The sequence below is a fragment of the Lysinibacillus sp. NPDC097279 genome (assembly GCF_044761745.1).
Taxonomy (GTDB): domain Bacteria; phylum Bacillota; class Bacilli; order Bacillales_A; family Planococcaceae; genus Lysinibacillus.
Window position 1 is genome coordinate 244911 of sequence record NZ_JBIWDA010000001.1, and the last position, 13752, is coordinate 258662.

13 protein-coding genes are annotated in these 13752 nt (G+C 36.5%); 10 read left to right on the top strand and 3 right to left on the bottom strand.

Features of this window, described 5'->3' with window-relative positions; all coding sequences use genetic code 11:
• The first annotated feature begins 39 nt into the window (after nt 1-39).
• Nucleotides 40-1236, top strand: coding sequence for a YhgE/Pip domain-containing protein (locus tag ACIQ1H_RS01120; protein WP_402885854.1), 1197 nt, complete (start codon nt 40-42; stop codon nt 1234-1236).
• Between the two features lie 773 nt (nt 1237-2009).
• On the opposite strand, the gene bla is transcribed toward ACIQ1H_RS01120, so the two are convergent.
• The gene (bla, locus tag ACIQ1H_RS01125) at nt 2010-2942 is read right to left on the bottom strand and encodes a class A beta-lactamase (RefSeq protein WP_402885857.1); all 933 of its coding nucleotides are present in this window, start codon (nt 2940-2942) and stop codon (nt 2010-2012) included.
• Between the two features lie 426 nt (nt 2943-3368).
• On the opposite strand from bla, the gene ACIQ1H_RS01130 reads away from it, so the two are divergent.
• From ACIQ1H_RS01130 to ACIQ1H_RS01145, 4 genes are all read left to right on the top strand, one after another.
• The gene (locus tag ACIQ1H_RS01130; RefSeq protein ID WP_402885860.1) at nt 3369-5153 is read left to right on the top strand and encodes a BlaR1 family beta-lactam sensor/signal transducer; all 1785 of its coding nucleotides are present in this window, start codon (nt 3369-3371) and stop codon (nt 5151-5153) included.
• Nucleotides 5154-5183: 30 nt separating this feature from the next.
• On the top strand, nt 5184-5564 hold the full coding sequence (gene blaI / locus ACIQ1H_RS01135; RefSeq protein WP_172772314.1) for a penicillinase repressor BlaI: 381 nt from the start codon (nt 5184-5186) through the stop codon (nt 5562-5564).
• Nucleotides 5565-5851: 287 nt separating this feature from the next.
• Nucleotides 5852-7354: an SH3 domain-containing protein gene (locus tag ACIQ1H_RS01140; RefSeq protein WP_402885863.1), complete on the top strand. Its 1503-nt coding sequence runs from the start codon at nt 5852-5854 to the stop codon at nt 7352-7354.
• 156 nt (nt 7355-7510) lie between these two features.
• Nucleotides 7511-7642: a hypothetical protein gene (locus ACIQ1H_RS01145; RefSeq protein ID WP_402885866.1), complete on the top strand. Its 132-nt coding sequence runs from the start codon at nt 7511-7513 to the stop codon at nt 7640-7642.
• 280 nt (nt 7643-7922) lie between these two features.
• Here ACIQ1H_RS01145 and ACIQ1H_RS01150 read toward each other — a convergent pair whose 3' ends face one another.
• Nucleotides 7923-8087, bottom strand: a complete 165-nt coding sequence (locus ACIQ1H_RS01150) for a hypothetical protein (protein ID WP_402885869.1) — start codon at nt 8085-8087, stop codon at nt 7923-7925.
• Nucleotides 8088-8361: 274 nt separating this feature from the next.
• On the opposite strand from ACIQ1H_RS01150, the gene ACIQ1H_RS01155 reads away from it, so the two are divergent.
• The 3 genes from ACIQ1H_RS01155 (at nt 8362) to ACIQ1H_RS01165 (ending at nt 10580) form a co-directional block, all read left to right on the top strand.
• Nucleotides 8362-8622, top strand: a complete 261-nt coding sequence (locus ACIQ1H_RS01155) for a transposase (protein ID WP_402885872.1) — start codon at nt 8362-8364, stop codon at nt 8620-8622.
• Between the two features lie 77 nt (nt 8623-8699).
• Nucleotides 8700-9347: a DDE-type integrase/transposase/recombinase gene (locus ACIQ1H_RS01160; RefSeq protein ID WP_402885875.1), complete on the top strand. Its 648-nt coding sequence runs from the start codon at nt 8700-8702 to the stop codon at nt 9345-9347.
• Between the two features lie 189 nt (nt 9348-9536).
• Nucleotides 9537-10580, top strand: a complete 1044-nt coding sequence (locus ACIQ1H_RS01165; RefSeq protein WP_402885878.1) for a zinc-dependent alcohol dehydrogenase family protein — start codon at nt 9537-9539, stop codon at nt 10578-10580.
• A 468-nt stretch (nt 10581-11048) separates the two neighbouring features.
• Here ACIQ1H_RS01165 and ACIQ1H_RS01170 read toward each other — a convergent pair whose 3' ends face one another.
• On the bottom strand, nt 11049-11540 hold the full coding sequence (locus tag ACIQ1H_RS01170) for a hypothetical protein (RefSeq protein WP_402885880.1): 492 nt from the start codon (nt 11538-11540) through the stop codon (nt 11049-11051).
• A 500-nt stretch (nt 11541-12040) separates the two neighbouring features.
• Between ACIQ1H_RS01170 and pnuC the strand changes: the two genes are divergently transcribed.
• A complete protein-coding gene (gene pnuC, locus ACIQ1H_RS01175; RefSeq protein ID WP_402885883.1) occupies nt 12041-12721 on the top strand; it encodes a nicotinamide riboside transporter PnuC in 681 nt (226 codons plus the stop codon).
• The gene (locus ACIQ1H_RS01180) at nt 12718-13728 is read left to right on the top strand and encodes an AAA family ATPase (RefSeq protein ID WP_402885885.1); all 1011 of its coding nucleotides are present in this window, start codon (nt 12718-12720) and stop codon (nt 13726-13728) included. The genes pnuC and ACIQ1H_RS01180 overlap by 4 nt, the downstream gene beginning before the upstream one ends.
• Nucleotides 13729-13752: the final 24 nt, after the last annotated feature.

Consider the following 13752-nt stretch of genomic DNA (forward strand, 5'->3'; position numbering starts at 1 on the left):
TTAATTATTTATAATAGAGAGAAGGAAGGAAAACGTCAAATGAAGAGCAAAAATAAGTTTTTATTTTTACCATTTATCGTAGCGACGATTGTGACGCTGATTTTTCTAGCAGCACAAATTCCATCAGCTAAAGTTAACCCAAAACATTTGCCAGTCGCATTGGTGAATGAAGATGGCGGCGAAATGGCCAATACGATTATCAAAAATTTAAAAGAAAATGCACCTGATGCAGTTGAATTTATTGAATATGATTCTCTAAAAGAAATGCAAGAGGGGATGACTGAGCGCAATACTTATGGCGGGCTTGTCATTCCATCCACGTTTACAGAGCAAATTACTGCGATTCAAACAGGTAATACGCCTGCTAATCTAGACATTTATATAAATGAAGGTGTAAATACAAATGTTGCAACATCGATGGAAGCGACGTTAAAACAAGTTGTAGCAACAATTAGTACGAACGCCAGTGCACAAATTACTGTGCAAATGCAACAAGTAGCAGATCAAATGGGTGAAGCAGTTGGTACAAAATTAGCTCAAATGAATGTACAAGGTAGTGGAGAAGGACAAAATTTATCTTCTATGATTTCTCCTATACAACCGACAAAGGTGGCATTACTTGCAAATCCTATCACAGCAACTGTAACTAAAGTAAATGCAGTTGGAAAATTAGGATCTGTGCCAGCAGCTTTGTTTGTACCACTGTGGATGGCTAGTATGATTGGGGCTGTTATGCTGTACTTAGCGGGAACAAAGCGTCCATTTGAAAATCGTATTAGCATGACAAAGTTCCAACTAGCCCAATCATTAATTCCGATTATTTATGGATTCTTTGCGGGTTATCTAGTAACTTGGTACTCAACATGGATGTTAGGATATGAGTTTAAATCATTCAATACGGTTGCATTATTTGCGTCTATAGCAGTGATCGCATTTATCTACATGATTTTATCAGTCATTTCCTGGTTACGTTTACCAGTACTAGCGTTTTTCGCGTTATTCATATTCTTTGGATTACCATTAATTCAATTAGTACCCGAGATGATTCCAAGCTTCTACGGCAATTACATTTTACCTTGGCTACCAATTCGTTTCTTAGTAGATGGCATCAAAGAGATTTTATACTTTGGTGAAGGTGTTATGAATGACTATACAGTCGTATTAATTTGGATTGCAATCTGTGGTTTTGTATTACTATGGGTAAGAAATTTAACTAAAAAAGTAGTAACTCCTTAAGAGTAAAGCAGAGTCAAAAAGAAAATGATTTTATGCTTCATATCTTCAAGTGGTATATATTTTGTTGGTTCAATTACAGGGTATGTTAGTAAATCCGCAAGAACCAATGCAATTACTTGCAGGTACTTCACATGGCTTTAAAAACAACATTTACTATTAGGATGATTTTAGCCATTACCGCATTAGTCATTGCGTTGTTGATGAAAGTAGAAAAGAAAAATAAGTAAATTGCTGCTGCTATTGACTTATTGAACAGAGAAGCCTAAAAACACTGAGATTTAGTGTTTTTAGGCTTTTAAATAATATTTTCTAACAGTGCCTTTAATTTAAAATTGATGTTCAACAATCGGACGCTTTACTTGAAAATCATGGAGTTGCGCAGGCAGCTCTTTTTTCTTATTGTGCTAACGATGCAGTTTAGTTTAACAAGAAGGAGAAATGTAGATAATTATGGGGGCAAATGACTGTTTTTTGAAATAACTATTCAAGTTTGTGTTACTGATATTAAAGAAGGACGCAAGTGGTATGAAACATTATTAAATAGATAATCTAATAAAACCCTCGGCAATTCCTCTTGGAAAAGCCAAGGGCTGAAAAGTCAGCAAGTTCGATATGATACTTTGCGTTATTCATCTTAATTGAATTGCCGTACGCCGTATACAGAACCGTACTTACGGTGGTGCGAAAGGACGGGAGTCTTCGTACTCGATTGTCAAAGACTCCTAGAATCTTGATTGTCCAAAATAAAGAACTAAGTTCAAATATATCAATATTTACTTTAAAACGTTTAGAGTAATTTTGGCAGCCTGCGCAATTAGTGCATCATCAAACTTAGCATCCTCCGAATCATGGCGGGACATAATCGCTATGACGATGGGTTCTTTGTTTGGTGGCCAAACAATTGCGATATCATTTCTCGTTCCGTAATATCCAGCTCCACTCTTATCACCGACCTCCCAACCTTCAGGTGCGCCCTTACGAATGAGCGTATCTCCTGTAGCATTGCCCTTTAGCAAATCGATAAACAATTCACGCTTAACATCGGAAAGTAAGTCACTGAGTGCAAAAGCTTGTAGACTGGTAGCAAGGGCTTTTGGTGTGCTAGTGTCTCGAGAATCTCCTGGAGTAAAGACATTTAAATCTGGTTCAAAGCGATCAGCCTGGGTAACGTTATCACCTATTTGACTTAATGCTTGTTCAAAACCTTCTGGACCTCCGATTGCCTCAAATAAGAGGTTTCCCGCTGTGTTGTCACTAAATCGAACTGCCGCCTCACTTAATTCCAAAAGGGTCATTCCAGTATCCACATGTTTCTCTGTAATCGGAGAATAGGGGACTAAATCATCCTTGGTATAGGTAATTACTTCCTTTAAATCTTCCAAAGAATTTTGCTGCAGTAAGATGGCTGCGGCTAATGCTTTGTAAGTTGAAGTAAAAGCAAAGCGCTCTTCTGGTCGATATTCAATCGTCTGATTCGTGCCCGTATCAATCGCATAAACACCAATCCGAGCGTCAAACTCATTCTCGAGTTCCGCAAATTTTTCATCTGTTTTTGCAATTTGTTTCACTTCATTCGCCTCTTTTGAAAGATTATTAGTCGAATTGTCTTTATTTACGCAAGCTGTGAGTATCAAAACTGCGACTAACAGCAGCATAGGTCGTGAAAAGTAGTGCATGCTGAATTTATTTTTATATGGTTTGTTCAAATTGAAAACCTCTTTCTAGTTTTGGTTTATCCAATATATAAAGCTACTTTTACCTAGCGATGATGATGTAGTCTTAAATGGCTAATCTATACCTCCCTCTAAATCGATTGACTACAACTGTAGTCCAATATTACAATTGTAGTCTACGGAATGTCAATCCTTTTAAGCTAATAAATATTCGCACTTCCTTTTAGGGAAAGTTCATAAAGACCATCTTGAACCAAGGCTATTAGATTCAACCTTTTGTGCTAAAAACTAAGGAATTGATAAACTAATAATGAAGTGTTAACATGAAATTTTATGAAAATATAAAATGGTTTTGGAAAATAAGTAATTATTTTTTATTAAGGTTGTTGTAACTTACAGGAGGAACTCTAGGAAAGTAAATTACGATAATGATACTTTGGGAAATGGAGGTAAAGAGGTATGTTCTTAACGCATTTTGTCACAAGTTTTATTGTATCCTCTGTTACTATAGCGTTTATTTTGCTTATTAGGAGATTATTCTCTGAGCAACTTTCAGCAAAATGGCAATATAATCTATGGTTTTTATTGATAATCGCATTGACGCTTCCATTTATATCGAAGCAGTTGATACATTTTAAAAATCATTTTAATATATTCAATGTAAATCTAAGCAATAGTGTTGGCGACTCTTCTATCAGCGCCACTGAAGTTTCTAGGCTCGATAATGTAAATTGGATGCAGGACTTTACGATATCTGTTCATCATCTTGAACTAAATTTCTTGAATGTCGGATTAGCCAGTATTTGGATTGCAGGCATGCTCGTTATGGCTTTGCTGTTCCTACAGGCAGGGGTCAAAATAAGAAATATAAAAAAAACGACTACAATCTTGAACAACAGAGACATTATACATGTATTTGAACGATGCAAGGATCAGCTAAATATATCTAAACCTTTAATCATAGGAGAATCACCACTTGCCAAATCTCCAATGATATTTGGTCTGTTTAAAACATATGTAGTGTTGCCGCAGTATCTTGACGAAAGGATGTCTATAGAAGATATTAAATATATAATGATGCATGAACTTCATCATTATAAATACAAAGATATAGCAACGAATTACCTCATGATCATTTATCAAATTCTGTACTGGTTTAATCCGCTTGTATGGATTGCTTTTAAAAAAATGAGGACAGATCGTGAGATAGCTTGTGATTTGGCTGTTTTAACATCTTTAGATGAGCATTGTTATGCAGATTATGGTAATGCCATTATTAATTTTGCAGATTTAGCGTCACATTCAAAAGAGGTTACTTGGGTCAATCAGTTTAACGGTCCCAAGGAACAAATAAAAAAAAGAATTGAAAAAATTGCTTCCTATAAAGTCGAGTCGAAGTGGATGAAACTAAAGAGTATTTCAATCTTTACTCTTATTGCTGTATTTGTAGTAAGTCAGGTTCCATTTGTTTCCGCAATGGCCACTACTAATGACCGTTATGTTTGGAATAATGAACGCACGCTTTATGAGGATTTAAGCGATTATTTTGATGGATTCGATGGAAGCTTTGTATTATATGATATGAAAGCTAGTCAATATCGTATTTATAATAAAGATAAAAGTACACTGAGAATTTCCCCAAATTCTACTTATAAAATTTATAGTGCCTTAATTGGATTAGAGTCACATGTAATAACAAATGAACATTCCACTATGAAATGGAATGGAACAAAATATCCTTATGAATCATGGAATACAGATCAAAACTTATCAAGCGCTATAAGAAATTCAGTAACTTGGTATTTTCAGAAATTAGACCAAGGAATCCCTCAAGAGACCATCAAAAGCTATCTAGAACAGATGAACTATGGGAATAATGATCTATCAGGAGGCGCAAACTATTGGCTGGAATCCTCATTGAAAATTTCTCCAGTTGAACAGGTTCAATTAATTTCAGCGCTTTATAAAAATCAGTTTGGATTCGAGGACAAAAATATCGAAATCGTTAAAGATTCCTTATCATTAGAGAGATACGATGGTTCGCGTCTTTCGGGGAAAACGGGTACTGGAAATGTGAATGGCAAGAATATAAACGGTTGGTTCATTGGATATGTAGAGAACAAGGACAATACTTATTTCTTTGCAACAAATATACAAAATGAAGATAAAAGTTATGGAAGTAAGGCTGCGGAAATCACGTTATCCATTTTGAGAGATAAAGGAATCTATAAAGGAAATATGTGAATGAGTTGAAGCATTTAGGAGGAGATAAGGTTGACAAGGGAAATCCCCAATATTTCAGAATCAGAATGGGAAGTAATGAATGTACTATGGCAAAAGGCTCCACAAACGGCCAACGACGTAATATTATCCTTGCAGGAGCAAACGGATTGGAAGCCGAAAACCGTACGCACTCTTTTGGATCGTCTCGTTCATAAAAATGTAATAGGTGTCAATAAAGATCATAGAGTCTATACTTTTTTTCCACTTTATTCGCAAGATGAATGTCAACGCGCCGAAGCACAGTCTTTTATTAAGCGAATTTATGGTGGAACACTAAAGTCGATGCTAGTTCAGTTCATACAGGAAGATTCCTTATCGGAAGATGATATTAGTGAATTACGTTCTATTTTGAAAGAAAAGCCTAAAAAGTAACCAAAAGTATTAAAGTACTTCTCAGAGTTGTGAAAGTGCTATTGAAATCATTTAAGTTATTCCATAGGGCGATTATTAAGTTTATTAGTCTAATTCCTCGATGAAAGTGCGGGGATTAGACTTTTTTTTCTCTAAAAATAATTTTCTTATTGAAGAAGGCATCCCATCAATCATGTTAAGTAAAAGAAACATTGACTATTAACCTTTCTCAAATATTGGGATTATGATACCATATATTTGAATCTTTTAACTTTAAAAAATATGAAAGGAAGTGTAATAATCATCATATGAAGAAGATATTGAAACCATTGATTAGTGTTATTGCCATTGGTGCCTTCTCTCTATCAATAAACATAGATAAAAATGTATTAGCTAATAATATTGCAAATACATGTGAGTATGATGCGGCATCGAAAGTAAACCCTGATTACTCCACAATGAACTGTTTGTTAACCAAAACTGCACTGAGTTATGATGTTCCTCCTGAAATTGTGAAGGCAATAGCGGAAGGTGAAAGTGGAAATTGGCGTCATTTTGATAAGAATGGTGAAGTGATTGTGACAGCTGATAATGGAATTGGCATTATGCAAATTACAAATCAAGCAGGCTACAATCAAGATAGACTAAAAAATGATATTGTCTATAATATTCAAGCTGGTGTAGAGACGCTAGATGCTATGTTTAAGCGAAAGGATTTACCTCGCATCAACGGTGGGGAAAGAGATGTACTGGAACATTGGTACTTCGCTATCATGGCGTATAACGGTACTAAGCCAGTAAATAGTCCAATTGTTCAAGCAACTGGTGAAAGAAATGCCAATGCCTATCAAGAAAGAATTCTTGGAATTATTAATAAAATGGAATTAATAGACTTAACAGAGCTGCCTTTTTCACGTGAACATTTTCAATATGACTCTAACAGCAAAGAGAATATGAAATTTTCAACGATGAACTATGATTTTGATTTACCATTAACAAAATCTAAGTATTATTTTAAAACAAATCAAAAAGTTAGTGCAATAACGAATGTAACATTTAGGACAAGACCTACTACGGATAGTCCTTCTTTGGGTACTTTACGTGAAGGTGAAATTGTTACCATTACGGGTCCTTTTGAATATGACAAAGTATCAACGAAGAAAAACCATTTTGTTTGGTATCCTGTGAAAAGAAGTGACGGGACAGAGGGGTATGTAGCATCAAGTTATTTAAACGACTCAACGACAACACCTCCAGTAACTCCGCCAACAACGGGTAACGTGGATGTAACAAAGTTTGCTGATTACAATGCAAACCAATACTGGGCTGAGGATTTTAAGTGGGCAGTCAACGTTGGTATCATCAGTGGATACCCGAACGTGAAAAACCCATCAACAGGTAAGTATGAAAACTTACTTAAGCCGTACACGAACTTAACGGAAAACCAAATGTTGTCGATCCTATTCCGTTACTTTAAACCAACAGAACTAGCTTCAACGGTAGCTAAAACTTCATGGTACGGAGACGTAAACTACCAACTGGCTACAAAATACGCTCTACCAGTTCTAGGAGCAAACACTGCTTCTAAACAAGCCATTGCAGGTAAGGATATCACACGGGGTAACTTTGCTCGTATCTTAGCTTCAATGCATTATGGTAAGACTATATCTCAGTCAGAAGCTATTAAATTTCTTCGTGATAATGGTTTAACAACTACTAAAACAAATGAAGAGTTTAAACCAAATGATTCTCTAGCAAGAGCGCACACAGTGGCATTCTTCCACCGTTACGAACAAATATTCAATAACTAAATTGCTACTTTCAACTGAAAAGGTGACTATAAAAGTCATCTTTCTTTTTCTATGTTAATAAATCCTTTCTTGACACTCCTCGAGCCTTTCATCACTAAATTCATTGACACAGATTACCTAATTGGATTTACAAAGTCCTTTTCTGAAGCTACTGGAGTGATTGAGAAAGTTGTAGAAGTGTACCAAGGTAAACTAAATATGACAAAAGGGGAAGTGAAAAAGGGCATAGCTGGCTTTAGACCATATCAAATTGGTGTCTGTTTTAAAATGAAAACTTCTGGATGCTAACCAAAGCCTTACAGCCTAAATTTTGGCGGGGTTTTTTCTTAAACAAAATAATAAGCAGCAAAGATAGCGCTATTTTTCTACTGAGGTCATGTATAAAGTGTTTATTATTCTCAATCACAACGGACGACTAATGTAATTGTACGAAATGTGTTACCTGTATCGAAGAGCCTAAATAATCACAATGACTTTGGCAATGATAATTCGTACGCATCTCTATCCAAGAAAAAAGACCACTCTAAAAAATAAGTGGTCGAAATAAAAAACGAAAAATAATCTACTTTTATAATGAAGTTGACTTACTTTTCTTCTCTTTAATAATAAGGTCTTCTTCATTTTGTGGGCGTGGGGATTCAGTATGTCCCTCACGCTCATTCGATTTTTTAATATTTGATTGTTTTATTGGCTCGTCTGTTGCAAATTCTGTACTTTTTTTATCTCTTTTCATTTCGACACCTCCTAAAGATATTATTTAACATAACCGATCAAATATACCTTGTTATGTTGTAGTTTCCTCATGGAACACGCATTAAGCCGAATAGCCTCCATGATTGTACGTTTTTTTATTTATGGGTAGTATGAAAATTAGCCTATATCAATCATTTTCAACCAAAACTTATCAAAAAGCAGATTTGTTTGTTGACCAGTTTCATTTAACATTATCTTGTCTAGACATAAATAGGACGAGATACTATGATAAATAGAAAATGAGGGGGCTAATAATGGGAAACAAACGATATTCATCAGATTTTAAATTAGAAGTTGTTAAACAATATCGCCTCGGCACAGCTGTAAGTCAATTATCAAGCGAATATGGGATATCAGAAGTGACGATTTATAAATGGATTAAATTATATACTCCTGTTGATGGTATGGTCGACATAACAAAGGCAGAGGTATTAAGCGTGCAAAAAGAAAATGAGCGCTTAAAGCAAGAGGTTGATATTTTAAAAAAGGCTATAACCATATTCGCATCCAAATAGCTGAAACAGATGTCATTGACTTTATCGAACGGGAAAGTAAAAACTATGCTGTGAAAGTACTTTGTGAGCTACTAGACTTGCCGAAAAGTACTTATTACAGCGCATTGCAAAAAAATGCAACAGTCATACCTACAAAATCAGCATCAAAGGAATTATTAGAAGAAATTCATCAGATTTTGATGGAGGATGGCAGACTTTACAATGGTACAGAGTTATATGACAAATTAAAAAAGCAAGGCTTTCAGGGAAGCTTACGGAAAGTACAGCGGGTGTTAAAAAAAGCTAAGGAAGCACAAGTTGAGGAAGTGCAGGAGCAGGTAGTAAATGTTGGCTTTGAAACGACAGAAGTGAACGAAAAGTGGGTAGTCAATGTAAGTTATGTACCAACGTGGCATCAAGGGTGGGTTTATATGGCATCTATTATCGATGTACATACAAAGAAGTTAATTGGCTTTAGCTTTGATTCATCAATGTGCGAAAGCTTAGTTGTGGAGGCACTTCAGAAAGCGTATGCCCAATTTGCAATGCCAGTCGTATTGTATACAAGCATGCAACCAGCGTTTATTGAGCACTGCAAAGAAGCTAGTAAAGAAAAAGAATTGTTAATTCCACCAATTGTTTATAAAGATTATTTGTATGATGAGGAATGTTTACAAGCAATTGTGCCATTTTTAACAGGTACGGAAAATCGATTGCGCCGAGGTCATGCTTCCTTGGAAAATTAGAATATGAGAGCCTCCATAGATGGTATAAAGCATGCCCATTTAAGGAGGCTTATTTTTTTCTTTTTTTGTTATAAAAATTAACTAAATGGTGTCCAAAATATTGACGTTTTCTGAAAAATTAATTATATTTATGGTGTATTAGGATTTTGTAAGCCTAATCAAATTCTATTGAGAGAGGAGACATTCTAAATGAAAGCACTTGTATTTGCGGGACCAGGTAAAAAGGAACTGCGTGAAGTTGAAAAACCACGTGTAGTGAAAGACGGCGATGCAGTTGTTCGCCTTGTAAAAACAACAATTTGTGGTACGGACTTACACATTTTGGGCGGCGATGTACCTGCCGTTAAAGAGGGAACAGTTTTAGGACATGAAGGTATCGGAATCGTAGAAGAGGTAGGCGCAGGCGTATCTAACTTTAAAGTAGGCGATAGGGTCATTATTTCGTGTGTAACTTCGTGTGGTAAATGCCATTATTGTAAAAAATCATTGTATGCACACTGTGAAGATGGTGGCTGGATTTTAGGTCACTTAATCAATGGTACTCAAGCGGAATATGTTCATATACCACATGCAGATAATTCTCTTTATCACATTCCTAAAGGGATTTCAGATGATGCAGCTGTCATGATTTCTGATATTTTACCAACTGGTTTGGAAATAGGCGTATTAAATGGACAAGTATCTCCTGGTGATGTAGTAGCTATCGTCGGTGCAGGTCCAATCGGGATGTCTGCATTATTAACTTCGCAATTTTATTCTCCTTCCAAAATCATTATGATTGATTTAGACGACAACCGTTTAGAAGAATCCAAGAAATTCGGTGCCACAGATACAATTAATTCACGCGATGCGCAAGCTGCCATTGATAAAATTTTTGATATGACGGATGGCCGTGGCGTCGATGTTGCAATCGAAGCTGTAGGCTATCCAGCAACATTCGATATTTGCCAACGTATTTTATCACCTGGAGGTCGTTTAGCTAATATTGGTGTGCATGGCAAAGCTGTCGATTTACAATTACAAGATTTATGGATTCGTAATGTGACAATTTCCACTGGCTTAGTATCTACAAGCACAACACCAATGCTACTAAAAACTTTGGAAACAGGAAAGATTAAGCCAGAGGGATTAGCAACACATCGCTTCAAATTTGATAATATGATTGAAGCATATGAAACATTTGCGAATGCCGCGAAAGAAAATGCATTAAAAATCATTATAGATTTTGAATAATGAAGATTTAGCATAGTAAATCTTTCGAGTATAGTAGGTTCAAACTCCATAAATTTGTAGGAAAAGTATAGGAAAAGGTGCCCGCAAGGTGGCTTAATAAATATAGATTCTTCTTAATTAGCGAAGTACCGTATATATAAATGTAAAAAATATGAATAGCTATCACCACTGCCTTCTTTGCCGTCGGATAGTAGTCGAGCAACGGGAAACATGGACACAGTTGTTACGTCACCTTACGTTACGTACAGGGTCAGTTGTGTTACGAATAAAAAGGACTTGCATAGTTGAGGATAATTCAAACATGCAAGTCCCATTCTTATTAAATAAATGCACCTGATAACTTACTAAGAGTGAATGTTTAGAAGGAATCATGGATACCAAGTGATAGCTGGGCAAAAGTATTTTCTTTAGAAATATGCGAATAGGTTGCCTAAAAAGTCGGCTCGGTGGATTTATTAGTGCAATGTTTCATCCAGGAAGGAAGTTTTCAATATTTTTCCGTACAACGGTTGGGGAAATTAGTTGGATATGTTCACCTTTATCGTCACATGTGAAAATGCCTTTGAACACTTCGGGCATGGCATCATACTGTTTCTCTAACTGTTCATTAAATTTTTTAAAACAATCATAAGGATATTTTTCTTGCAGGTAGGGTAACAAAAATGCTGATCGTAAGATTTCATATTCCTGGTAATTATATGGTGTGCTTTTTGGACGCTTTTTTAAGATTTCCAACATCTTATTCATTAAAAGCGCAACTTCTTCTTCGCTTGCAAAAGTAGCATATCCTCTAATGGCAGTAAGCCGCATATCCAAATATCGTTCTTTTTTATATACTTTTAGAAAAAAATCCTTTCCGTCTTCAGGCAAGTCAAATACTAATTGCTTTAATAAGCTATTACGTTTTGCAATATCTTTTGTATTAAAATATGCTTCCAAATATGCGTTTTTTTCGTCCAAGTAATCTACCTCCATTCATGAGCTAGGCATTCCAACTTGTTTATCAAGCTTGCTTCTCATTTTCTTTTTCATAGCGCTACTAAGGTTATCAAAACATCTTATAAACTGCTCCGATAGTATTAACCTGCTGTTTTATATTTTACCTTTTAATAGCTTCCAATGTTTGAAATTCTTCATTTACAAGGTTAACAGTAGCAAAAATATTATAAAACGACTCTTCTAATGTTCTGCTTTCATTGTTAAGATATGCCTCCCAGTTAAATTTATAGGCGCGGTGCCCTTTTCTTGTGGGGACTATAAATAGGGGGATGTTTAATCCCTTTAAAAACCATAATCAACAAATAAAAATCATCCTATAAAAAAATAGGGAAATTTTTCTTGACCTTTCCAGGAATTTCTGTTAATTTTGATAGTAACATAATGTTATTAACAGAATGATACTAAGAAATCATTTGATTTTCATTTCTTGAATGAGTGGAAAAAACGGAGGGGGATGTAAGATGAAGAAGGTAGCAGGGAGTTGGAATCTTTTCGAAATAACGTGGTTAATGCTGTTTACCTCAATCGCTGTGGGGTTTACGGTAGTTTCAAAGGACTCCTTATTCGGATTCACCGTTTTTATTACGGGCGTATTATGTGTGGTGCTTGCGGCGAAGGGTAACCTGATGAGCTATGTTTTTGGTATGTATAATACCGTTGGTTACACTTATTTGGCTTTTATTAATGGCTTGTTTGGAGAGGTAATGTTGAATCTACTATTTTTCGTTCCTATGAATGTTATAGGGTTTTACATGTGGAAAAATAACCGTCAAGAAGATGGTAAGCTCGTTATGCGACAGATGAACTTAAGAGCATTGCTTCTCGTTGTGGGGATCTGTGTAATCGGCTGTTTACTTATTGGGTTTGGCCTTTCCTTTATTCCAGGACAGAATTCACCTTACATCGATGCTATTACGACAGTGCTATCTGTTGTGGCAACCATTTTAATGGTTCGTAGATTCAAGGAACAGTGGCTGGTCTATATCGTGCTTAATCTGTTCACTGTGTTGCTTTGGGCGATTCGAATGCTGGAAGGGAGCGGCGAAGGCTTGCTAATGATTGTGATGTGGAGCGCGTATCTGGTCAATGCGGTTTACGGGTACTATACTTGGAATAAAGTGGTTAAGGAGGTGGCGGTATGAAAACGCTTGGACTAACACTGGGGAAGTTTGCCCCGTTGCATAAAGGACATCAATTTATGATTGAAACGGCGTTACAAGAGGTCGATGAATTAATTGTAGTTATTTACGAGACGGCGGTCAGCCCAATTCCGCTTCATATTCGAGCAAATTGGATTCGCAGGCTCTATCCGCAAGTCCGTGTAGTCGAAGCATGGGATGGACCAGACGGCTATTCGGATGATCGAGAGCATGAGATACGCGAAGAACAGTATATACTCGGTTTACTGAACGGAGAGCAAGTAACACATTTTTATTCGAGCGAGTTTTACGGCGAACATATGAGTATTGCTTTGGGTGCTATAGACCGACGGGTGGATGAAGCCCGCGAGCTAGTTCCAATTTCAGCGACAATGGTGCGCTCCAACCCATATAAGTATAGAGAGTTTGTAAGTGATATTGTGTACCGAGATTTAATCACGAAAGTTGTTTTTGTTGGAGCGATGTCAACGGGGAAATCGACAATTACTGAAGCACTTGCCAAACGATACAGCACGACGTTTGCAAGTGAATATGGGCGGGATTATTGGACTGAGCATCAGGTGGATCGCCGAATCGGACTCGAAGCGTTCGATGAAATTGCAGTCGGACATATCGAGCGCGAGGAACAGGCATTACTTAATGCGAACCGATTTCTTTTTGTCGATACGAATGCCATTACAACTTATATGTTTGCTCAGGATTATCATGGCAGGGCGCCCAAGCTGTTAACACGTCTCGCTTTGGAGAATGCGCAACGCTATGATCTGTTCTTCTTATGTGATGACGATATTCCTTACGACGATACGTGGGACCGTAGTGGAGATCAGAAGCGGCATGTTTTCCATAAACAGATTATTGGGGATTTGAAGGAGAGACGTATTCCTTATATTACACTGCGGGGTAGCCTAGAGGAACGCATAAACAAGGTTGACGAAGTGCTGGCAAAATTCGAACCCTATAGAAACTACTTCGGAGAGTTGAATAGTTAAATCATGAATTGAGGAGGCGAGCCA

Excerpts from the sequence above, each read along its gene's own strand:
- ACIQ1H_RS01120 (WP_402885854.1), top strand. The coding sequence starts at position 40 with ATGAAGAGCAAAAATAAGTTTTTATTTTTACCATTTATCGTAGCGACG.
- ACIQ1H_RS01140 (WP_402885863.1), top strand. The coding sequence starts at position 5,852 with ATGAAGAAGATATTGAAACCATTGATTAGTGTTATTGCCATTGGTGCC.
- ACIQ1H_RS01150 (WP_402885869.1), bottom strand. The coding sequence starts at position 8,087 with ATGAAAAGAGATAAAAAAAGTACAGAATTTGCAACAGACGAGCCAATA.
- pnuC (WP_402885883.1), top strand. The coding sequence starts at position 12,041 with ATGAAGAAGGTAGCAGGGAGTTGGAATCTTTTCGAAATAACGTGGTTA.
- ACIQ1H_RS01180 (WP_402885885.1), top strand. The coding sequence starts at position 12,718 with ATGAAAACGCTTGGACTAACACTGGGGAAGTTTGCCCCGTTGCATAAA.
- ACIQ1H_RS01155 (WP_402885872.1), top strand. The coding sequence starts at position 8,362 with ATGGGAAACAAACGATATTCATCAGATTTTAAATTAGAAGTTGTTAAA.
- ACIQ1H_RS01165 (WP_402885878.1), top strand. The coding sequence starts at position 9,537 with ATGAAAGCACTTGTATTTGCGGGACCAGGTAAAAAGGAACTGCGTGAA.
- ACIQ1H_RS01130 (WP_402885860.1), top strand. The coding sequence starts at position 3,369 with ATGTTCTTAACGCATTTTGTCACAAGTTTTATTGTATCCTCTGTTACT.